14 protein-coding genes and 1 tRNA gene are annotated in these 22,850 nt (G+C 35.9%); 8 read left to right on the plus strand and 7 right to left on the minus strand.

Annotation, left to right across the window (positions count from 1 at the left end; genetic code table 11):
- Nucleotides 1-3: 3 nt before the first annotated feature.
- Complete coding sequence (fbp, locus tag EZJ43_RS08290) at nt 4-1,083, plus strand: class 1 fructose-bisphosphatase (RefSeq protein ID WP_394343222.1); 1,080 nt, start codon at nt 4-6, stop codon at nt 1,081-1,083.
- 266 nt (nt 1,084-1,349) lie between these two features.
- Here the strand turns inward: fbp and rnhA are convergent, their stop codons facing one another.
- Nucleotides 1,350-1,823 carry a ribonuclease HI gene (gene rnhA, locus EZJ43_RS08295; protein WP_133262236.1) on the minus strand — a complete coding sequence of 158 codons (474 nt, stop codon included), beginning with the start codon at nt 1,821-1,823 and terminating at the stop codon, nt 1,350-1,352.
- A gap of 164 nt (nt 1,824-1,987) precedes the next feature.
- On the opposite strand from rnhA, the gene EZJ43_RS08300 reads away from it, so the two are divergent.
- A tRNA-His gene (locus EZJ43_RS08300) sits at nt 1,988-2,061 on the plus strand.
- A gap of 524 nt (nt 2,062-2,585) precedes the next feature.
- Nucleotides 2,586-5,666: an SIR2 family protein gene (locus tag EZJ43_RS08305; RefSeq protein ID WP_133262237.1), complete on the plus strand. Its 3,081-nt coding sequence runs from the start codon at nt 2,586-2,588 to the stop codon at nt 5,664-5,666.
- A 99-nt stretch (nt 5,667-5,765) separates the two neighbouring features.
- Here EZJ43_RS08305 and EZJ43_RS08310 read toward each other — a convergent pair whose 3' ends face one another.
- The 6 genes from EZJ43_RS08310 to EZJ43_RS08335 all read right to left on the minus strand — a co-directional run bounded on the left by EZJ43_RS08310 (nt 5,766) and on the right by EZJ43_RS08335 (nt 14,408).
- Nucleotides 5,766-6,050: a UPF0175 family protein gene (locus EZJ43_RS08310; RefSeq protein WP_133262238.1), complete on the minus strand. Its 285-nt coding sequence runs from the start codon at nt 6,048-6,050 to the stop codon at nt 5,766-5,768.
- A gap of 384 nt (nt 6,051-6,434) precedes the next feature.
- Complete coding sequence (locus EZJ43_RS08315; protein ID WP_133262239.1) at nt 6,435-7,799, minus strand: S41 family peptidase; 1,365 nt, start codon at nt 7,797-7,799, stop codon at nt 6,435-6,437.
- A gap of 227 nt (nt 7,800-8,026) precedes the next feature.
- On the minus strand, nt 8,027-8,617 hold the full coding sequence (locus EZJ43_RS08320; protein ID WP_133262240.1) for a hypothetical protein: 591 nt from the start codon (nt 8,615-8,617) through the stop codon (nt 8,027-8,029).
- A 318-nt stretch (nt 8,618-8,935) separates the two neighbouring features.
- The gene (locus tag EZJ43_RS08325; protein ID WP_133262241.1) at nt 8,936-12,163 is read right to left on the minus strand and encodes an error-prone DNA polymerase; all 3,228 of its coding nucleotides are present in this window, start codon (nt 12,161-12,163) and stop codon (nt 8,936-8,938) included.
- Between the two features lie 12 nt (nt 12,164-12,175).
- On the minus strand, nt 12,176-13,672 hold the full coding sequence (locus tag EZJ43_RS08330; RefSeq protein WP_133262242.1) for a Y-family DNA polymerase: 1,497 nt from the start codon (nt 13,670-13,672) through the stop codon (nt 12,176-12,178).
- Between the two features lies 1 nt (nt 13,673).
- Nucleotides 13,674-14,408, minus strand: coding sequence for an ImuA family protein (locus EZJ43_RS08335; RefSeq protein WP_133262243.1), 735 nt, complete (start codon nt 14,406-14,408; stop codon nt 13,674-13,676).
- Between the two features lie 270 nt (nt 14,409-14,678).
- On the opposite strand from EZJ43_RS08335, the gene fucP reads away from it, so the two are divergent.
- From fucP to EZJ43_RS08360, 5 genes are all read left to right on the plus strand, one after another.
- Nucleotides 14,679-15,947 (plus strand): L-fucose:H+ symporter permease, encoded by a 1,269-nt coding sequence (gene fucP / locus EZJ43_RS08340; protein WP_133262244.1) that lies wholly within the window; start codon nt 14,679-14,681, stop codon nt 15,945-15,947.
- A 94-nt stretch (nt 15,948-16,041) separates the two neighbouring features.
- Nucleotides 16,042-16,899, plus strand: coding sequence for a fumarylacetoacetate hydrolase family protein (locus tag EZJ43_RS08345; RefSeq protein WP_133262245.1), 858 nt, complete (start codon nt 16,042-16,044; stop codon nt 16,897-16,899).
- 139 nt (nt 16,900-17,038) lie between these two features.
- The gene (locus tag EZJ43_RS08350) at nt 17,039-18,325 is read left to right on the plus strand and encodes a DUF4861 family protein (RefSeq protein ID WP_165953112.1); all 1,287 of its coding nucleotides are present in this window, start codon (nt 17,039-17,041) and stop codon (nt 18,323-18,325) included.
- A 375-nt stretch (nt 18,326-18,700) separates the two neighbouring features.
- Nucleotides 18,701-19,774 (plus strand): substrate-binding domain-containing protein, encoded by a 1,074-nt coding sequence (locus EZJ43_RS08355; protein ID WP_133262247.1) that lies wholly within the window; start codon nt 18,701-18,703, stop codon nt 19,772-19,774.
- A 372-nt stretch (nt 19,775-20,146) separates the two neighbouring features.
- Complete coding sequence (locus EZJ43_RS08360) at nt 20,147-22,678, plus strand: zinc-dependent metalloprotease (protein ID WP_133262248.1); 2,532 nt, start codon at nt 20,147-20,149, stop codon at nt 22,676-22,678.
- The last annotated feature ends 172 nt before the right edge of the window (nt 22,679-22,850 follow it).

The following is a 22,850-nucleotide window of genomic DNA, read 5'->3' on the forward strand; positions in this document are numbered from 1 at the left end:
AGTATGATTCACGCCTTTAAAACACTTGGCCAGTTTATTATTCAGAAACAAGCAGATTTTCCTTATGCTAAAGGAGAACTTTCAAGGTTATTACGAGACATCGGCATTGCCGCCAAAATTGTAAACCGCGAAATTAATAAGGCCGGGTTAGTTGATATTTTAGGCGATGTTGGTACCACAAATGTGCAAGGCGAACAACAAAAAAAATTAGATGTTTACGCCAATGAACAATTTATTGCGGCCTTAACCACCGGAGGCGAATGTTGCATCATCGCAACCGAAGAAGAGGAAGAAATCATCCATATTCAATCTCCAGTATCCGGAAACGCCAAATATATTGTCTGCATTGATCCTTTAGATGGCTCTTCGAATACCGATGTTAACGTTTCTGTGGGAACAATATTTTCTATTTACCGCCGTAAATCTGTTGAAGGATTAGCCGATTTAAAAGATGTTTTACAAAAAGGAACCGAACAAGTTGCTGCGGGTTACATCATTTACGGTTCATCAACCATGTTGGTTTATACCACCGGTGTTGGCGTAAATGGTTTTACTTTAGATCCATCAATTGGCGAGTTTTGCTTGTCGCATCCACAAATAAAAATCCCTACTACGGGCATTGTGTATTCGGTAAATGAAGGTAATTATGTTCATTTTCCCGATGGGATAAAAAAATATATCAAATATTGCCAGGTTGAGGATGAATCTACAAATCGTCCGTACACCTCTAGATATATCGGTTCTATGGCAGGCGATATTCACCGTAGCTTAATTAAAGGCGGCATTTATATGTACCCAACTACAGCGAGTTCGCCTAATGGAAAATTAAGGTTGCTTTACGAGTGTAACCCAATGGCATTTATTATTGAGCAAGCAGGAGGGAAGGCAACAACGGGTTACGAGCGTATTTTAGACATTCAGCCGGACGAAGTTCATCAACGTGTACCCATTATAATTGGCTCCATTGAAATGGTAGAAAAAGCCGAAGCATTTATGAAAGAATTTTCTCCAAAAGCAAAATTGACTGAAGAAAAAACGGACACAAAACTAGAAGCATTAGGTGTTATTGGAGGAATTGATTAGGCAGTCAGAGTTGAAAGGTAAAAGGTGGGTTTAGGCCATCCCTTGGAAAAAAGTGAAAAGTATTACTTGATTAACCGGATTTGATTTAGAAGTTTTGTGAGTTTTTTTGGAAAATTAAGGTCAGTGGTAAATAACTTATTTAGCCCCGCTTTACGCTTTATCTCGCTAAACAGCCGAAAAGGCTGTTGCTAGATGTTCGCTCCGATCGGGTTTAATAACATTGGCTTGTTCTGTGCAGAAACATTATTTAGCCCACTGCTATTTTTTTACAGCAATGTCGGTTTATTCCTTTCTGCTTCAAAAAAGGAATCAATTGCGAGTGCAGTTTTGTTTTGAGATGCCGCAACAGCCAAACGATCGCAACGTTCGTTTTCTGGATGCGCATTATGGCCTTTTATCCACGTAAACCTAACTTTTTGCAATTTATAAACCGCTAAAAAACGCATCCATAAATCTTTATTTTTTTTATCTTTAAAACCAGTTTTTACCCAATTAAATACCCATTTTTTTTCTACCGAATCTACTACATATTTAGAATCAGAGTAAACCATTACTTCATTGTTAATGCTTTTTAGTGCTTCTAACCCAGTAATTACGGCGAGTAATTCCATGCGGTTGTTGGTAGTCATCCTAAAACCACCACTTAATTCTTTCTCATGTTTCCCCGAACGCAAAATTGTGCCAAAACCACCCGGACCAGGGTTGCCACTTGCGGCGCCATCTGTGTAAATCTCTATCATAAACACAACAAAGCTAAGTTTTTCGCACTAAATATGTCTGTTTAATAAATTTTTAATTATTCAATCAATTGACGGTTAAGTCATTAAAAAATTTTAATAAAAGTTTGATAAAAATATTTGCAGGAAATATTTAAAATCGTACTTTTGTTGCACGAAAAAACACGGTGGTTGTAGCTCAGTTGGTTAGAGCACTGGTTTGTGGTGCCGGGGGTCGTGGGTTCGAGCCCCATCATCCACCCCGAGTTTTTAAAAGCAGTTCTGAAAAGAGCTGCTTTTTTTTTGGTTATTTTATGCAAATTTATTATAAATTAATAAGAGCTTTGGAAAGATTGCTTATATGTGTTTTGAAAATGGAAATATCCATACAAATCCTTTTACCTGTTGCAAGGGACGAACCGAAAAGGTAGACCGCCAATATTTCCATCAGGATGAAATACAGTTAATTGTTAGCAAAAAAATTGCTTCCGGCAGGCTGAATATGATCAGGGAAGTATTTTTTTTTGCTATTTTTCCGACCCTGCCTATGAGGATATTAAAAAACTAAGAAACGCCCATATCGACAAAGGTATTGCTCCATGGCTGGAGAATTTTTATTTCGCTACAATTTGATGTTGGCTTTTAACTTTAATTTGAAACGCGCCATCGTGTAGAAAAATATCACACATTTTTATTTTTATTACATTATATTTGCGTTAATATTAACGTGCCTTCACTCTCCTTAAAGCTGTGGCTTTTTTTGGCAAAAGGTTTTAAATTTTTTCAATGAATTTTGGCTCAGACAAAATGCTTATATCCCGAATTAATGCCGGATTCAAGCAAAAAAAACAATTTACTTTTTTACTAGGTTCAGGATGTACTCTTTCTAACGGTGCAGGTTCACGTGGCGTATCAAGTGTTAGCGAAGTAATATCATTAATAAAAGGTCAATTTGAGGCTGATGGTCAATTAGACATTTTGGAGGATGCCTTAATGATTGAAAATAAAGAGTCCAATCCCTATCAGATTGCGATGAATACATTATTGCAATGTTATGGACAGGATGATGTAAATAAAGTTATCATTACTGCGGTTTTGAATGCTAGAAACAATTCCATAGTTCACTCAGAAAATCAGAACGATTCGCTGATTTTAGAGGATATAGAAAAAGATTTAACAGGATGGATTTTACAAGACGGGATAATTGCATTAGGAAAAATTCTTGTGCAATACCCAAGGATTTTTAAAAGTCCAGTGCTAACAACTAATTTTGATCCGCTGATAGAAATTAGCGTTGCTAAAAATAATGGAACGTATGCTCCAACAAGTATGACAAATGATGGGAATATTCTAAATGTGGTTAGTAGTCCCAGTGTACAAATTGTGCATCTGCATGGTTATTGGAGGCAAGGGGATACAATGCACTCATCAATTCAATTAACTAAAGAGAGAACTTTGTTAAAAGGAGATCTGCGAAAATTACTGCAAAATAGCATTCTAGTCATTATTGGATATGGTGGGTGGGGGGATGTTTTTACAAATACACTAATTGATGTAGTCAATGAGGGAAATAGCGAAAGTAATGTTTTATGGACGTTCTATGACGATGATGAAGGGTTAATAAGGGACAAAAACGATGCTCTATTTGAAAAACTAAAAAATAGTCTAGATCAAAGGGTTGTGTTATATAAAGGAATCGATTTTAATTCGATTATGCCAAGACTTTATGAAATTATTTCAGGTCGTAAAATTGACTTACCTGGCCAGCAACTAGCGGATGGATCTGTAATTAAGAAGGTTATCAACGTTGTTAGCAAAAAGTTTATGACAACTTATGAATGTGACATTCCACCCTCAAATATCCATTGGGTCGGAAGAGTGAATGAGCTCAAAATATTGGATCAAACTAATTACAAAGCATATTTTATAACAGGGATTGGAGGGCAAGGAAAATCAGGTCTTGCATCTCATTTTATTTCAACAATTGCAGATACTGATGAGTATGATTTTTGGGATTGGAGAGATTGTAAAGAAGAGGATAATCGTTTTATAACTATATTTATTTCTTTAATTGAACGAATAACAAATGGAAAATATAAAAGTTTCCAATTAATCAATGAATCTATTCAGGGCATCATAAATTTATTTTTTAAAGAGCTAGGGGAAAGGAAGTGCGTGTTCGTTTTCGACAATATTGATAATTACATTGATTTAATAAATTTTTATCCTTCAAGAGGAATAAAAGAGTTGCTCGAAAAGATAATTACAGTTAATCACAACTCTAAATTCATATTTACTTGTCGTCCTGAAATAAATGTAACAAATCCTGTTACATTTCAAATTGCTTTGAAGGATCTTGATATCGATGAAACTAAGCAGTTATTTAGAAGTGTGAACTGTTCATTAAGTGATATAATCAAGGAAGAAATTGCCATAAAGGCTCACCAACTTACTAATGGACATCCTTTATGGCTAAATCTAGTAAGTGCACAATTAATGAAAGGAGAGGAATCGGCTATTGGTTTTATCGAGGATATAAAAAACTCTAAAGGATCAGACATACAAAATCCCTCTACAATTTTAGCAGTAAATACTCTGAATATCGTTTGGAAAAGTCTTAATCAAAAACAAGAGATATTAATGCGTGGGCTCTCAGAAAGTGTTGTAGCAGAAACAGAGAAACATTTACGGCAAATAATGTCATCAGAATTGAATGATAATCAATTTAGTAAAGCATTTAATGCAATAAAAAAATTGAATCTGGTAGTAATTAAATCTGCTCCATTTTCTCCAGAACTATATGAACTCCATCCCTTAGTTAAGGAATATATTGTATATAAATTTCCAAAAAAGGATCGTAATAAATACATAACGATGTTTGTGAATTTTTATGACCAAGTAATTCTTTTAGTAAAAAAAACACCTGACTCATCAGCACCTTTAAGTTTATTCCAAAATTGGACGAACAAAATTGAGCTTGAAATAAATCAAGAGAATTATATATCTGCTTTAAGCACCTTACACCAAATTGGCGATTCAATAATAACTGCTGGGTTTATTGAGGAATACCAAAGAGTAGCGACACGTTTTTTTATTGAAGTAGATTTTAACGAAGCGCTTACCAATGAATTTCCTTATTTTGAAGAGCAATTTAAAAATTTTGTAATATCTATGAGCGAACTTGGCAAATTTACAGAAGCGGAGGCTTTCTTAAATAAATTTTCCAAATCAATATCGTTTAAAGGCATGACATATATTTCATTTTGCCATACTTATGCATATCATAACTGGTGTAAAAAAGACTTTATCTCATCAATTGAATATTCCGAAAAAGCATTAGCCATTATAAATAGTACAAATATCACTATAGGACAAGATGTACCACACACGTTGGCTCTAGCACTCAGAGATACTAGAGATGATACTAATATTAGACGTGCACTTGAAATTTTTTGCGAAGGAAAATCAGAAGATGATATAATGATAGAGTTAGAAAAAGAAGAAAAACAATCAGGCTCTTATTATGGTAATATAGGTAGGTGTTTTTGGTTTTTGGGTAAATCTCAAAATGCTCTAAAGCTCATGAAAGCCTCATTTAAAGCGTTATTAAAGGAAAACTATTCCAATTCGACCCTTAATAAAGGATTTGCTTGTAATTGGATAATGGAATTGCTACTATCCGAAAAAAGATTAAATGATGCTTACTTCTTTTATAGAATGACCCAAAAGTATTGGGAAATAGTTGCTCCCGTTAAGAAACAAGAATTGGAAAGAGACTATCTAACAATTTTTAAAAATTTAACACAAAAAACGTTATCAAATACAGCGTGGGAAGTCGAAAAATTTTGTGTCAAATTTATTAATTAAATTTACAATAATTATGCAAACATTAAAATCGAGTTCAGCCAAGAGCGAAGTTAGCTTATAAGGGCAAACGTTTGAATTGCACACCACATAATATGCCATCTAGCGCAAGCGGCCTGCTTGTGATATGAAAAAATCCAATTTCAAAATGTTGTAACCCACATGCTGAACTCTTTTTGATTGTAAAAGACCAGTGGTTGAAGAAAATGCATAGGCCTCATCTGGGATCAAGATTTCAGCAAAATCCCACTTTTTCATTTGGCACATTTCAGCAGCTTGTCTTAAGTTGAGCTTACCTGCTTCATACAGCTTGGCTGCAATAAGGCGCACGGTCTCATTGTGCTCTTTCTCAAGGGCTTCAAGAACTTGTATGGTCATTGTAGTCATAATATAAAGATACGTATTATTGAAATTTAAAGCAAAACTTGTACTGATGACAAATCAACGTCAATTATCGAAATTCGGTTATTAAAAATGTTGCAAAAAAATTATTCAAAAAAAATGGCGCAACTTTCGGGTTGCACCATTTCTTACGCCAAGTTATTTTAAATATTACCCCATCTAGCGCAAGCGTCCCGCTTGTGAAATAAAAAAAATCCAGTTTCAAAATCTTCTAACCTAAATGCTGATCTTTTTTATTTTAAAAGACCAGTGGTTAAAGAAATTGCATAGGAACAAGCGGGACGCTTGCGCCATAAGCGGATTAACTTTGAGTAGGAGTTTAGTAATTATAATGAATGAGCACCGAAATTTCTTAGTTTTATGGTACTGCTATGGTTGTGCTTTTTCAATTTCCTGAAGCGCAACCTCTAAAGCTAGGCTTGGTTCGCAAATTATATTCGGTGTTACACCGATTCCATCGAGTCTTTTACCGTCAAAAGTATAATAATCTAGCATAGGTATCGTTAGAGCAAAGTTTGAAATGTGAAAATATTCCATGCTTAAAACTGAGCCTGCTGTTTTGGCGCCGATTAAAGTAGCAATTTTTTCTTTTTGTAACGTATATGCAAATGGTTCGCTTGTGCTTGCAGTAACGTTGCTGGTTAGTATGTATATTTTCCCTTCAAATGTTTTCGGTAACGGTTCACTGATAATGCTCAATCCTTCAACGCCACTTTTTACTTCTTTTTTATACCTGTCGTAGTTTGCATTATTCATAACCTTAAACTTTCCATAATCTTGGGTAAGGGGTGGAGACTGATTGTTTTTCCAATAGGATTGGGAAAGCACTACGCCTCCGTATAGGGTTTTTTTGGTTAAATATTGGCAAATTCTCATTGCGCCTTCTAAATCTCCACCTGGATTGTTTCTTAAATCTATAATCAGATTTTTAGCTTTAGAATTTACAATTTCATTCATTATTGCATCAATATCGCCTGATCTGAAATCGAAGGCTGGAATATCTAAAAGAAATGTGCTTTCATTTAATGGCTTTAATTCGGGTTTATTTCCTTTTACTGTTTCTACTGCTCCTGCGATTAGGAAGTTGCTCGCATTTTCTTTATTACCGGTTAAAGAATAGTGAGAGAAAGGGAATTCACGGCTTTTATAAAAAAATCCAGACATAAATTCAGCATCGTCTTCCACTCTATGGCTAAAATCGTCCATATACTTAACAAAATTAGTCCATTCCTTGCCTTCTAATACGGTTTTGTGGTAAATATTTTCCTCCGTAAGAACCTTGATTTCAGTCCATAATTGTTGATAATTTTTAGGCTTTTCAATTAAATCAACTTGCGTTGCAACAAATTTTCCATAAGTTTTACCGGAGCTTTTACCCATTAAATTGGCAGTTATTACATTTCCATTTTTTGTACCTTGTAAAAAGTATTTTTTCTTTTGAAGGATTAAAAAGCCAGTTACGGTATTATTTTCTATCAGCACACTATCTAATTCCATCATACTACCATCTCTTTGAAAAAAACCTTTAGCAAAAGAACCTTTTAAACCTCCGAGAATTCTTTTGTTGGCATCTGGCTTTGTGATTCCAAAAAGGTAAGAATTGTTCTTTTGCAATGTGAAGTTAGTAATCAGTTGTCCAAACTCTCCAGTAGTGATGTCTGCTCTCCAGTTTCCCTGTTGAGCGTAAGTCATATTGACGATAAAAAAAGTAAAGATTGATAGGAATATTTTCATAACTATGGGAGGATTAATCAATTTCAAGGGATTTTTTATTCGGTAGTTAAATGTCTAGTATTTAAGATCTAAACTTAGAAAAAAAGAATCTTCTAAACAACGTTTATCTCATAAAAATAAAGATGGAAATCGGTGTCAATTATTTAATGACCTTGCAAAAAAATTATTCAAAAAAAATGGCGCAACTTTCGGGTTGCACCATTTCTTACGCCAAGTTATTTTAAATATTACCCCGCTTTAAACATCTTATTTACAGCCTGCTCAACTTTAACTATATCTGCAGTAATTGTTTTTTGAATGCCCGCATCAAATGAAGCCGTAAACCTTGGCTCAATTGTAATTTCATTTGGCTCATTGTTAATATTTATCCTAAAAATGTGCTTACCAAATTTAAAGCCAGCGCCAATTTTTGTAATTTTTGTTTCTACAGTTTGAATAAATTCATAGCTGTTACTCACCTGATCCAATAAATCTTTTATCGCTTGAAAAACCAATTCGGTTTCTATATTCAGCTCATTTATAATTATTGTTGTAGCTTCTAAATCAGTTTTTAGTGCTTTACTGATCTTAGCATCCTTATGCATATCTTGCAAAACTTCAAGCAAATCTTCACTGTAAATAATACGTCTTTTATCGGTAATTAAGATGGTTACTGCGTTTTCATCTTTGTTAGTTTCCTGCTTAAGATGAATTTCATCGTTACCGTCTTTAACTGTATATTCAGTAGGTGATAGACTTTCTACTTTCGAATCTGCTATCGCATTCTTCAATGTGTTTACAATATGATCCAAAACTGGATGATTTTCTATACCGCTCATTTTATTAATTTTTTTTGCAAAGGTAAGTTTGTAAATTGATTTTTTGGTTATTAGTAAGGATTACTTTTTAATCTTCCTTAAATAATTTGATGCCACATGCTACCTTTCTAAATCAAGTTGTCTTCACACTTGCTAGCGTTAACGATTGAAGTGGCATCCTTTTTGGTTTTTTCTACCAAAAAGATAAAATTCCGAAAATTCGGGATTAAAACGCCCATAATAAATAAGGATTTATAATAACTATTGAGCTATATTGTTAATAAAACCCACCAACTATATAGCGTGCTGATGATATACCCGATTTCATCGTAAATTCTGCTATTTAAAGTTTCTTCCATTTGAAAAGATTTCATTCCGCGCAGTTTCTCGTAACTGGGTTCTCTTGTTTTCTGGATTGGGCGCTGTTTTTTCATCGCCCCGAGCAAGTGTTAACAACGGTAATTGATCATCATTTTTAGCAGTCAGCCTCTTCAGTAATTTAGTAAAATCGAAACATTTTTGTACAATTACATGTACCACTTCGCCCTCTCGCTGTAATTTCCCTTCTACCATAAGCAACCTAGAATGAAGTATTTCTTTACGATATTTATCGAAAATTTTCTCAAAAACCACTAAGTTAGAAAAACCGGTTTCATCTTCGATAGTGATAAAACATACGCCACGGGCGGTTCCCGGTCTTTGGCGCACCAATACCAAACCCGATACTTTAACCAGCTTTCCATTTTCTGTTTCGCCAATTTCTTTGGACGATTTTACATTGAACATTTGCAGTTTTTCCCTAACCAAACTAACAGGATGCGCTTTCAATGAAAGTGAGGTTGAAGCATAATCTTGCACCACATGCTCACTTTTGGATAACAGAGGCAATTGAATTTGTTTTTCGGTTTCACTTTCCGAAACCTGACCTTCAAAAAGTGCAATCGGGCGGTCTTTTAAGGCAGAAACTTCCCAAAGGGCTTGTCTTCTATCTAATTTTATAGATCGAAAACAATCTGCATCTGCTAATTTTTCTAACGCGCCCATAGAAACACCCGCATCCAATAAACTGTGTATGTTTAAATAACCGTTTCCGCGCCCATTTACTAAGGCAATCATATCATCTTCCCTCAACCCAGAAATTTGCCTAAAACCCAAACGAAGCGCATGGTATTTGCCCGATTTTTCTTGCAGAATATTATTCCACTCAGAAATATTTACATCAATTTCTCTAACTTCAACACCGTGGTTTTTAGCATCAATAACTAATTGTGCGGGTTGGTAAAACCCCATAGGCATAGAATTAAGTATGGCGCAAACAAAAACATCAGGATAATAACATTTTAACCAGCAAGATACATAAACCAGTAAAGCAAAACTTGCTGCATGACTTTCAGGAAACCCATAACTTCCAAAACCTTCCAATTGTCTGAATACTCTCCGGGCAAAATCTTCTGTATAACCTTTTTTGGTCATTCCATTTACCAACTTCTCTTCAAATTTGGTTACCATACCGTGCATTTTAAAAGTGGCCATGCTCCGCCTAAGTTCATCCGCTTCGGTAGGCGTAAATCCAGCCGCCACAATGGCAATTTTCATCGCTTGTTCTTGAAAAAGTGGCACGCCTAAAGTTTTACCCAAAATTTCCTCAAGTTCTTTCGAGGGATATTCTACAGGTTCTTCGCCATTTCTTCGCTTAAGATAAGGATGTACCATGTCGCCTTGAATTGGACCCGGACGTACGATTGCAACTTCAATTACTAAATCGTAAAAGCATTTTGGGCGCAACCTAGGCAACATTTGCTGTTGTGCCCGACTTTCAATTTGGAAAACGCCAATGGTATCGGCATGACTGATCATTTCATAAACTTTCGGATCATCCTCTTTATTAATTGAAGCAAGTGTGAGGTCTAAATCGTAATGTTTTTTAGCCAAATCAAACCCCTTACGAATACATGTGAGCATGCCCAAAGCCAAAACATCAATTTTTAAAAATCCTAAAGCATCAATATCATCTTTATTCCATTCTATATTGGTTCGGTTTTCCATTCGGGCATGGAAAATAGGGCAGAGATCAGTGAGTTTGCCACGGGTAATCACAAAGCCTCCGGTGTGTTGCCCAAGCTGGCGCGGAAAGCCCATCATCTGTTGGGTTAAATCCAAAACTTTTAGCAACAATGGGTCTTGTGCGTTTAGTCCTTGTTCTGTTATGCGTTCTCCTTCAAACCATTCTTTGCTAAATTTCCAAACGGAGGCCGATAATCGATCAATGGTATCTGTTGATAAACCCATTGCTTTGCCAACATCGCGCAATGCACCTTTTTGGTGGAGTTGTGTAACGGTGGCAACAATGGCCGCACGGTCTCGGCCATATTTGTTGTAAATATATTGAATCACTTCTTCTCTTCGCTCGTGTTCAAAATCTACATCAATATCTGGCGGTTCATTACGGGCAGATGAAATAAAACGCTCAAATAAAAGGTCGAATTTTGTAGGATCTACCGAGGTAATACCCAAGCAATAACAAATGGTAGAATTTGCTGCAGAACCACGACCTTGACATAAAATTTTCTGATTGCGTGCAAATTTTACAATATCATAAACGGTGAGGAAGTAAGAGGCATAATTCATTTCCTTCACGAATTTCATTTCGTAGTTTATGTTGTTAATTACTTTTTCGGGTAAGGGTAAACCGAAAATTTCTTCAGCACCTTTCCAAGTTAGGTATTCTAATTCTTCTTGTGGCCCGCGGTCGCTAGAAAGTATTTCCTCAGGATAAACATATTCGAGCGTATCCAAACTAAATTTACAAAGTGCAGCAATTTCTAATGTTTTTTCAATCGCATCTGGATAAGGTCTAAATAATCGCTGCATTTCTTCAATGGATTTTAAATGTCGCTCTGCATTCATTTTTAACCTAAAACCTGCATTTTGAATCGTGCATTTCTCTCGTACGCAGGTAAGAATATCCTGCAACTCTCGGCGCTGAGGTTGGTGATAATACACATCGTTGGTAGCAACCAAAGGGATACCAATTTTTTTTGAAAGCTGATCTAACCTAAATACTCTTTTTTGGTCTTGGCCATGATAACTCCTGTTTACACCTAAATAAAGTTTTTTGCCAAAAAGCGCTTTGTAATTCTGCAGTTGTGTGGCAAAGTTAGCTTCAAAATCAAAGACGTTGCTTAAGGCATCAGGTGCTATGGCAATAAAAATAATCCCCTTTTTATATTCTTCTACATCTTTAACATATAGGTAGCATTTTCCCTTTTCAGCACGGAAATTACCCATACTTAACAATGCAGATAATCTTCCATAAGCTTCTTTATCAGTAGGATAAGCGAGTAAACTCGGCCCATCAAGCAGTTCTAATTTACATGCGGGGATAATAGAAATATCAAATTTACGAGCTTCTGAATGCGCACGAACAATCCCCGCCATGGTGTTTACATCGGTAATGGCAATTTTAGAATAGCCAAAAGCAGCGGCTTGCTCCACCAGTTCTTCTGGATGAGAAGCCCCTCTAAGAAAGCTAAAATTACTTGTTACCTGTAGTTCGCAATAGCCCATTATTTTTATTTTTTATGCGAAAAACCCATGAATGAACCAATTTGATTTTTCTTCGCTATAATGGCCAGATCTAAATATCCAATATCTTCTTCCTTTTTCATCCTCAACAATATAATAATCTCTATGCTCGCCTTTTTCTATCCACCATTCTCTTTCAATGCGCTCGGGTCCATCGGCTTTTTTAATTAAATGCAATTCATCTTTATACCTAAAATTCATTGGTGGATAATCTGGAATGGGGGCTGTAACTTGCACGGGTTCTGGGTTTTTTAACATCTCCATAGGGCGAGGGTTAACTTTTTGCCAACTACATTCCGATTTTTCTTCTAAAGATACCGCTGTTCTTAGCGAGCGTTCTGGCCAGTAATGAGCTTGAGGAATGTATCTTTTAATCGCCTGAGGACCAATTTTTCCAGCAAGTCTATCTAAAAGTTGAGCGATATTTTGATCTGCAAGTCCGGGTTTGCCACCCCAAAGTTTTTCTTGTTGTACAAGCATAGCTTCAGTTTTGATGGCGGTTAACATAAAAAGCTCTATGCCCAAAGCGGGTTCAATTTGGTCAATTCGCAATTGAAAAAGTTTAAATAAGTGCTTAATGTTATGGCTTGGCTGGTTGGTGCCGATTTTTGTTAACGTAACCTTGCCATCTAAACGGTAACCTTTCAATTCTGCCGAGCGCATACCTAAACCATCACTGGCTAATCTATTACATAAATTTTCTAATAATTTTTCAATCGCAATTTCTATCGCGGTCTTTGTTCTTATCGGCTCTAAGCAAGCTAATCTTTCTTCGTAAGGCTGGATGATGATGATTGGTTTAACCGTTTCTTCTTCGGTGCCCAATGCTTGCGCGAGTTTTAACAACATTCCTTCTCCAAACCTTCTGCGGAGTACTGATCTTGGCATCTGGATGAACTTTCCAATTTTATCAAGTCCTAGTTTGTACAACCGTTGATAACTATTTGTTTCTAAACGAAGTGCAATTGGTGGCAGGTTCAAAAGTGCATTGTACTGCTCGTTAGGTGCAATAATCGGCAGCTTTTTGCCAAACCTGGCAATTGCCCAACTTGTGCCAATGGTATCGGATAATGCTGCACGGCAGCCATAACCAGATTCATTTAGCTTTGCGAGTATATGCTGAAGATATTTTTCTTCGCCTCCCCAAAGATGTGAGCAACCACTAGAATCTAAAATAATCCCTTCAGGAAGATCTATAGCCACAAAAGGGGAGTAGCGAATTGCCCATTTCGCAATTCGGGTAAGTAATTTTTTATTTAGATTGGCTTCGTCATCAAAGCATTGAATGTTCGGTACAATGGCTTTTGCATCCGCCAGAATAGCGCCACAAAAAATACCTTGCTTTTCGGCTTCTTTTGAAGATGCAGTAACTATAATCCGCCCGCGTTCGGGTTTTGTAAATACAAATACTTCGCCCTTGAGCTCCGGTTTGCGGGTGGCAAGCCAGTCCGAAAGTAAATTCGGAAACCATATTGATACCATTCTTTTCATTTTACCCTGCCTGTTTGGTTTGTAAAACTGCTAATGCTATTTTTTGATCAAATGAAGCAAATTTATCTTCGAGCCATTGTATTTGAAACGTACCTGTAACGCCGTTACGAACTTTTAACAAATTCACTTCCCATATTGGATTGCCCACGCCAGGCATTTCATCTACCATTTCACTTGGTTGTGGCTTAATTTGCCAACGCACCGTACATGGTGTGGCCGAGCGTGCATATTTAGGTTGTTTGCGAAGAATTATTCCGGTTACACCGCTCTTTTCTGTCGCAAGCTGTAATCTTCGGCTTTGTGCAAAACTAATATCTGGTATTTCTGCAACTACACAGGCAAGTCCTTCGCATTTCAAAGCTTCTTCGGTAGTCCATAGTATTTCTTTCTCATAATTAAGGTCGATAAAAATAACCTGTTGTGGATCAACCCCAAAACGTTCCATTGATGGTGGAAAAAGTTTCCGATTACGGCTTATCCATATACAAGGACTTCCGTTTTCCATTAACTTTCCCATTACTCCAGAAATAAAACCTTCGCTAGAGGCCGCATCTTCGAGGTTTTCTGATAGGAATTCGTGAATGGTAGCTGTTGGAAAAACTGAGTTTGGAAAGCACGCTTCTAAAGAACCAAGACCAAATCCTTCAGTATTACTGATTGGCGCAGGTTTGAATCCTTGCGTTTCCAATATTTGCTTCTTAAGTTGTGCTACTATTTCCTCTTTGTCTGTCTTCATCGCTATGTCCTGATCACATTTTTGCAGTTATCATTATAGTAACAAATATAAAACTAATAATATTAGTAATTACTAACAATATTAGTAAAATTATCAACATTTAAGTAGTCGTTTTGTAGAGATGATGGTGTTGAAATTTTCTTTTTTTCTCGCCAAGAAAACTTTTCAAAAGTACATTGTGGGCTGAAGGGTATAAGGGGCAAAAACATAAACTATTGCTTTGTATTAATAAAATTATTTACTTTGCTACCAAAATAACCAAATAACAATATGACTGAAACTAAAACTTCTACAAGGTTTGCCTTTGTGATGATTACTTCCCTTTTCTTTTTATGGGGCTTTGTGCATAACCTCGATCCAATTTTAATTCCTCACTTAAAAAGAGCATTTAGTTTAAGTACTTTACAAGCCTCATTAGTAGATTCTGCCGTGTTTATTGCCTATTTTGTTATGGCGCTTCCAGCAGGATTGATTATGAAAAAGTATGGTTATAAAACAGGTATAATTGTAGGTTTATTGTTTTTTGCCATAGGTTCTTACCTTTTTATTCCCTCAGCAAATACACAATCTTATGGATTTTTTCTTTTTGCTTTGTTTGTAATTGCTTGTGGTTTAACAATACTAGAAACTGCAGCAAATCCTTTTGCATCGCTATTAGGTGATCCAAAAACGGCTGTTCAACGGTTAAATTTGGCGCAATCTTTTAACGGTTTGGCAGCTACAATTGCGCCAATTATCGGGGCGAAAATAATTTTAACTGAAGGTGTTCCGCAGGCTATTTTACAAAGTATGGAGCCTCAAGCAAAAGCAGTTGCTCTGGCTACAGAAGCTTCATCGGTAAAACTTCCTTATTTTATTTTAGGGTCAATAATCTTAATCGTCGCAATTATATTTTGGTTTACCAAACTTCCTAAAATAAAAGAAGATTCATCCTCGGGTGTAAGTATTTTTAGTGCATTAAAGCATAAGCATTTAAGGTGGGCTATTGCTTCTCAGTTTTTTTACGTTGGCGCGCAAGTATGTGTATTTAGCTTTTTTATTCTTTATGCCACCAAAGTAGCCGGGATAAGCGAACTTACAGCAGCTAGTTATGCCGGTTTTGGCGTCGGTATGGCTTTTATGTTCGGCCGTTTCTTTGGTACATTCTTCATGAAATATATCAGTCCGGTAAAACTATTGTGCATATATGCCGCTATTTGCGCAGTATTAAGCATTGCCGCCATGTTTGTTACGGGTATGGCTGCTATTTTTATAATTATTGGTACAGCGTTTTTTATGTCGGTTATGTTCCCAACAATATTTTCTTTGGGGATAAAAGATTTAGGTGCAGATACTAAATTTGGAAGTAGTTTAATTATTATGTCGATTGTTGGTGGTGCCATTTTACCTCCACTTTTTGGCTTTATAAGCGATGAATTTAACAATATTCAGTTTGGCTACATTGTGCCATTTATCTGTTTTCTAGTTATTCTGTGCTTCGGTCTTTTCGGTCATAAAGTGCAACCTTCAGATGATAGTTTATTAAAACCTAACTTTTAAAGTTAGGTTTATATTTGATTGTTGAATACGGAATAGCATCAAATGCAATTTAAAATAAAAGTGTTTGAGTAGCACAAATAAAACCTAAAATAGGATGAAATTAATAAGATACGGAGCGATAGGGAAAGAAAAAACTGGTGTAATTATCGATGATAAAAAATATGATACATCGGCTTTTGGAGAAGATTACGATGAGAATTTTTTCGAGTCGGATGGTATCAAAAGGCTGACTGATTTTGTTGAGAAGCATAAAACGAATTTAACTGAAATTTCTGATGGAGAAAGGTTAGGTTCGCCAATAGCAAGGCCTTCAAAATTGGTATGTATCGGTTTAAATTACGCCAAACACGCTAAAGAAACCAATGCACAAATTCCGCAAGAACCAATTATCTTTTTTAAATCTACTACAGCTATTGTAGGGCCAAATGATAATATTATGCTTCCTAAAGGTTCGGTAAAAACCGATTGGGAAGTAGAATTGGCTTTAGTAATTGGTAAAAAAGCGAGCTATGTTTCTAAAGAAGAAGCTTTAAATTACGTAGCCGGCTATGTTTTACATAACGATATTAGTGAAAGAGCGTTCCAAATAGAGCGTGGCGGGCAGTGGACTAAAGGGAAAGGATGCGATACTTTTGCACCACTTGGCCCTTGGTTGGCAACTGCCGATGAAATTGAAGACCCAAATAATTTGCGCCTTTGGTTAAAATTAAATGGTAAAATAATGCAGGATGGAAATACCGACGACTTCATTTTCGACATTGCCCATGTTGTTTCTTATTTAAGCGAATTTATGACACTTTTGCCCGGTGATGTAATTTCCACAGGTACGCCAAACGGTGTTGGATTAGGTTTTAATCCACAAATTTATTTAAAAGAGGGTGATGTGGTTGAATTGGGGATTGATGGTTTGGGTACAGCAAAACAAAATGTGGTTGCCTACGCTAAAAATTAACAACAAGCTATTAAATGGATAAAAAAAATCAATTTAACACAAAATAGTATTCATTACTGTTGGTGCTATGTAATTGATTTAGAATTGCCAAAAACAGAACTTTTTTTGTTCGAGCATAATCCCTTAATCGCGATTTAAAGTGCCTTTGGAGTTAAAATTAAGTGATTTCTCTCACAGAATAAATAATTTTATTGAAGTATTAGTTAGCATCATCATTATGAAGATTAAAATGATTAGGTTTTTTTTGGTTGCTTTTGCAATTTTAACAATGGGAATTACCAATGCTTGTGTAGCCCACAATAAGGGAGCTTTTATTTGGACAAATGGCTCGAGGCACACAAATTTGATAGACTCGGCAGGTTTACTTGTAAAAGTGAAGAATACTTTATCGACAAAAAGAACTGCGCAAACGATAGCATTAGATTGGAAGCGGTTATGTAAAAAAGTTAAAAATGCTACAGTAAATAATATTGTAGTTTATGATGCCATTACGAATAAACAAATCCCATCTCAGGTGCTGTACAAAGGCAAAAAATCACCTCAGGATTTAATTTTTCAGACTGATATTTCAGCAGAGACAACTTTAAATTTTATAATTCGTACGGGTACGAGAGACGATTATAAGCGCAAAACTTTTGGTAGGCAAGTGCCAGAGCGTTTTGATGATTTTGCATGGGAAAATGATGTGGTTGCGTTTAGGATGTATGGTGCAGCGCTAGAAACGCAACCCGATAATGCAAAAGGGTTAGATGTTTGGTCGAAAAATACGCCAGAATTGGTTTTGAATAAATGGTACAAAGAAGGCGATTACCATACCAACCACGGCTTAGGTATGGATGGGTACAAAGTTGGTTTTTCGTTGGGTGCAGGTGATTCTGCCCCGTTAATAGGCGATAAATTTATATTCCCGAAAAATTACGACAGTTATAAAATAATTGATGAAGGACCAATACGCCTCACATTTGAATTAAATTTTAGCGCTTGGAATGTTAACGGACAACAAGTTACCGAAACAAAACGGATCACTTTAGATGCGGGTTCGAGCATAAATAAAATAGAAAACTTTTATCATTTTAAAGTTGGCGTGCTACCCATAGCAGTTGGCGTAACTAAACACAGTGGCGATGGCAGTATAAAATTAGATAATATTAATAACTACGTAAGCTATTGGGATAAAACCGATGGTAAAATTGATAATGGGATGATTGGTGTAGGTGTTATATTTCCAGCAGCAGAAGGTTTTAAATTGGCCGATCAGGCGAACCACCTTTTGGGCTTAAAAACCCTTCGTAAAAATCAGCAATTTGTTTATTATCAAGGTGCTACATGGAATAGAGGTGGGCACTTTACTAATGAAGATGAGTGGTTGAAATATTTAGAAAATTACAGCAAAAATTTACAACAACCATTAATCGTAGCCTTTTAATAGAACAGTAGATATAATACCACATTGGCAATTTAAAACCATTAAACTTTTTGAAATGTAAGCTCCCGAAATTGGCAAACATTGTGTTGGGAGATATATGCACAATTTTTTAGGATCATGAAAATACAATTATTAAACAGTAAGTGGCAATTGTTGTTAGGGTAATAGAAAAAGATAAATCTATAAACTCAAATTTTTTTGAATAAAAATATTTTCATTCCTTGTAAGAATATCCGGAAAACCTACAAAAAGTTAAATATTACGCATAAGTTGTTAATATCACAACAATTTATTCAACATTAAATGTGCATTATTGCATAGTATAAGTGTGCCTTTTGTTAAAAGTATTACATTTATGCTCATTACAACTTTTAAATGAAAGATAAAGAGATAACCATTAAAGATATTGCCTTAAAAGCAGAAGTTTCTACCGGAACGGTTGATAGAGTTTTGCATAAAAGAGGAAGAGTGGCTCCTAGCGTAGAAAAGAGGGTGCTTAAAATCTTGAAGGAGATGGAATATGAGCCGAACATTATTGCAAGAGCACTCAGCTCTAAAAAAGAATATAAAATTGCGGTACTCATTCCTGATGATGCTTACGATAATTATTGGTTTGCGCCCAAAGCTGGCATTAAAAAGTCTTTAAAAGAACTTAAGCGATTTGGTTTAACGGTGAAATTTCATTTTTTCGACCCTTACCAGGTTCATTCTTTTGTTGAAAAAGCAAACGAAGTGAACAACGAATTACCTGATGGAATTATATTGTCGCCTATTTTTCATCGCGAAACCTTACCATTTGTACAAAATTGGAAAAAAGCTGAAGTTCCGTTTGTACTCTTTAACACAGAAATATCTGATTTTGAGCCATTGAGTTATATTGGTCAGGATTCGTACTTGAGTGGTTTTCTTGCAGGGAAATTAATTAACTACGGCCAATGTGATCCATGCACTATTTTAATTGCACATTTTGATGAAGAAACCTCAAATGCAGCACACTTAGAAAAGAAAGAACAAGGTTTTAGAAATTATTTTACGCAAAATAACCTATCTCAAAAGTACGAATTGATTAGGGCGGATATTGAAACACAAAATGCTTCATTAACGGTTAAACAATTGGATGAGGTGTTTGAAACAAATCCAAATATCAAAGCTGTTTTTGTAACCACTTCAAAGGCATTTGAAATTGCAGCGTATCTTAACCAAAAACATATTGCCGATGTTAAAATTATCGGATACGATTTGTTGCCAAAAAACATACATTATCTTAAAAACAATACCATCAATTTTTTAATTAATCAAAACCCCAAAGGGCAAGGCTTTTGGTCGTTGCAGTTGTTAGCAGATAAATTAATTTTTAAAAAGGAAGTGCCATTACTCAAATATTTACCGCTAGATATTGTAACTAAGGAGAATCTAAATTATTTCGTAGGGGAAGAGATAGAAGGTTAACTAACGATATTGACAGCAATAAAGCCTGTTTTTAAAATGTTTTAGCTTTATTAACTATTGATTGCTTGATATAGCGCTGTATAAATAAGTTGTTAAGATGCCCAGTCAAGCTGAGCATGACGACGACACCAAATTAAATTCTATTGGAATTTCTTAACTCATTGTTTTGAGCGAGCCTCGACGTTGCAATAACCGAAGACTGCATTTAGCCTTTTGAAAGGAATATTTAATTGTCCACATTAGGTTAACATTAAAACGATATATTTTATGGTTTGTAACATTATAAATTCATTACAATATTTAGGTGATGTTTTTGCACTTTTACAGCACTAAACTTATTCAAAAAATTCTTAAATAATTTTCAATCACTACATGAAGAAGAAAATATTCAGTCTATTGCTCGCTGTTTCTGTTTTTACTTTCGCTCAGGCGCAAGATAAGCCAGTTGTTAAGGCAGCTCCTACAGATTCTACAAAAAGAACACCTGGTTCAGCCTTGGGTTCTGGCGTAAAAGCACAGCCAAAGCCTTACAACGAAGTAATTACCGATAAGGCAATTACCCGAAGAGGCATGATTACTTCTCATAAATTGGAAGATAAATACTTTTTTGAAATTGCAGATAGCACCCTCGGAAGAGACATTTTAGTAGTAAGCAGAATTGCAAAATCGGGCGCCGATGTAAGGGCTGCGCAAGGTTACGCAGGCGATCAAATCGGAAGTTCGGTCATTCGCTTCGAAAAAGGTCCAAATAATAGGATTTTTATGCGCAAAGTGAGTTTTCGTACTTATGGCGCAGATAGTACTGCATCAATGTATCAATCGTTAAAAAACTCTAATATACAAGCCATTGCGGCTTCATTCAATATTGCGGCGTACTCGCCTGATAAGCGAGGAAGTGTTATCGACATAACCGATTATTTAAACGGAGACAATGATATCTTTTACTTTGGTTCACCTCAAACAAAAAATAGATTTAGATTAGGTGCTCCCTTATCCGATAGGAGTTATATTCAAAGCATACGCAGTTTCCCGATGAATGTGGAAATTAGTACGGTAAAAACATATACGCTTACATCTGGTCAGGCGCCCGGTACACCACCTCCGGCAGGTGGCGCACCAACAGGATCGTCAACTGTAGAGCTTAACACTTCGTTAGTTCTATTACCAGCTGTGCCAATGAAAGCCCGCTATGCAGATCCGAGAGTTGGCTATTTTACCGTTGGATATACAGATTTCGACTTAAATCCTCAAGGTGTTAAAGATGTAGAATTAATTAAAAGATGGAGGTTAGAGCCGAAACCACAAGATTTAGCTAAATATAAACGAGGAGAATTGGTAGAGCCAGCAAAGCCGATTATTTATTATATAGACCCTGCAACGCCTAAAAAATGGATTCCTTATTTAATGGCCGGTGTAAACGATTGGGCTAAAGCTTTCGAAAAAGCTGGTTTTAAAAATGCAGTGATGGCAAAATTGGCACCGACATATAAACAAGATTCTACTTGGAGTATTGATGATGCCCGTAATTCTGCCATCGTTTATAAACCATCAGAAATTGCAAACGCAAGCGGACCAAGTATTTCCGATCCGCGTACTGGCGAGATTATGGAAAGTCACATCAATTGGTTTCATAACGTGCAGAAATTGCTTCACGATTGGTATATGATTCAAACAGCTGCGGTTGACCCAAGAGCACGTAAAATGGAGTTCGACGATGAATTAATGGGCGACTTAATTCGTTTTGTTTCTTCTCACGAAGTTGGCCATACCCTAGGTTTGTTGCATAATTTTGGATCAAGTTCTACCGTACCTGTAGAATTATTGAGGGATAAAAAGTGGGTAGAAGCAAATGGCCATACGCCTTCAATTATGGATTATGCCCGCTTTAATTATGTGGCGCAACCGGGAGATAATATATCCAAAAAAGGTTTATACCCACGCATCGGCGATTATGATAATTGGGCAATAGAATGGGGATATAAATACTTTCCAGATCAAAAGGGCCCAAAAGCCGAATCATTAGTGCTAAATAAAATGGTTATCGAGTCTGCTAAGAACCGTAGATTGTGGTTTGGTACCGAATCTAATCCTGATGATCCGCATTCGCAAAGTGAAGATTTATCGGATAACGCAATGAAAGCGAGTGCTTATGGTATTAAAAATTTGCAGGTTATTATTAAAGGATTGCCAGAATGGACAAAAGAACCCGTAGATGGTTATGATAACCTAAAAAACATGTATGGCCAGCTAACTACGCAGTTTAACCGATATTTAGGGCATGTTACCAAAAACATTGGTGGCATCTACGAAAACCCAAAAACGGTAGAGCAAGCGGGTACCGTTTACCAGCGCACACCAGCTGCTACACAAAAAGAGGCAATGCAGTTTTTGGATGTACAACTATTTAAAACACCAATGTGGATGGTTGATCAAACTATTTTAGATGATATTGGCATGAATGGTTTGGATGTTATTGGAAAAATGCAAAGTGCTACCATTAGCAGATTATTGAGTACAAATACTTTAGCTAAACTAATTGCAGGCGAGGCTGCTGATGGAGATTCAGCTTATAAAATAACTGATCTTTTTTCAAATTTAGATGCATCTATATTTACTGAATTGAAATCTAATCAGCCAATCGACGTTTATAGAAGGAACTTGCAGAAAGTTTATGTTGATAAATTAATTTCCATTGTAAAGCTCGGTTCAACCGATGCACAATCGGGCAATCAAGATGCAGTTGTTACATCAAGAAGTGATGTTTTGTCTGTTGCGAAAGGGGAATTGAAAGCATTAAATACGTTAATAAAAAACGCAGCTAATGTAGCAGTTGGTTTAGATAAATATCATCTACAAGATCTTTCAGACCGGATAGAGGGCGCATTAGACAACAAGAAAGATTAAGATAGTGGTTGATTTAGTTTAACACTTTTTTATTTAAAATTTTACCATGGGTTCGATAGTTTATCGAGCCCATTTTTTGTTTTTTCAAAATGCATCCTGCACGGTTAAAACCGAAAAGCTTATTTATGCATATTTAAATGTAAAAAGCAGATAAAAAGCTTAGCATTTACCT

Origin of the sequence: Pedobacter changchengzhani (genome assembly GCF_004354365.1) — a bacterium.
Taxonomy (GTDB): domain Bacteria; phylum Bacteroidota; class Bacteroidia; order Sphingobacteriales; family Sphingobacteriaceae; genus Pedobacter; species Pedobacter changchengzhani.

What these genes read in the sequence shown, in the direction of transcription:
- EZJ43_RS08330 (WP_133262242.1), bottom strand. Translation starts at nt 13,672, where the DNA reads ATGAAAAGAATGGTATCAATATGGTTTCCGAATTTACTTTCGGACTGG.
- rnhA (WP_133262236.1), bottom strand. Translation starts at nt 1,823, where the DNA reads ATGATAGAGATTTACACAGATGGCGCCGCAAGTGGCAACCCTGGTCCG.
- fbp (WP_394343222.1), top strand. Translation starts at nt 4, where the DNA reads ATGATTCACGCCTTTAAAACACTTGGCCAGTTTATTATTCAGAAACAA.
- EZJ43_RS08335 (WP_133262243.1), bottom strand. Translation starts at nt 14,408, where the DNA reads ATGAAGACAGACAAAGAGGAAATAGTAGCACAACTTAAGAAGCAAATA.
- EZJ43_RS08320 (WP_133262240.1), bottom strand. Translation starts at nt 8,617, where the DNA reads ATGAGCGGTATAGAAAATCATCCAGTTTTGGATCATATTGTAAACACA.
- EZJ43_RS08305 (WP_133262237.1), top strand. Translation starts at nt 2,586, where the DNA reads ATGAATTTTGGCTCAGACAAAATGCTTATATCCCGAATTAATGCCGGA.
- EZJ43_RS08355 (WP_133262247.1), top strand. Translation starts at nt 18,701, where the DNA reads ATGAAAGATAAAGAGATAACCATTAAAGATATTGCCTTAAAAGCAGAA.
- EZJ43_RS08310 (WP_133262238.1), bottom strand. Translation starts at nt 6,050, where the DNA reads ATGACTACAATGACCATACAAGTTCTTGAAGCCCTTGAGAAAGAGCAC.
- EZJ43_RS08325 (WP_133262241.1), bottom strand. Translation starts at nt 12,163, where the DNA reads ATGGGCTATTGCGAACTACAGGTAACAAGTAATTTTAGCTTTCTTAGA.
- EZJ43_RS08315 (WP_133262239.1), bottom strand. Translation starts at nt 7,799, where the DNA reads ATGAAAATATTCCTATCAATCTTTACTTTTTTTATCGTCAATATGACT.
- EZJ43_RS08360 (WP_133262248.1), top strand. Translation starts at nt 20,147, where the DNA reads ATGAAGAAGAAAATATTCAGTCTATTGCTCGCTGTTTCTGTTTTTACT.
- EZJ43_RS08345 (WP_133262245.1), top strand. Translation starts at nt 16,042, where the DNA reads ATGAAATTAATAAGATACGGAGCGATAGGGAAAGAAAAAACTGGTGTA.
- fucP (WP_133262244.1), top strand. Translation starts at nt 14,679, where the DNA reads ATGACTGAAACTAAAACTTCTACAAGGTTTGCCTTTGTGATGATTACT.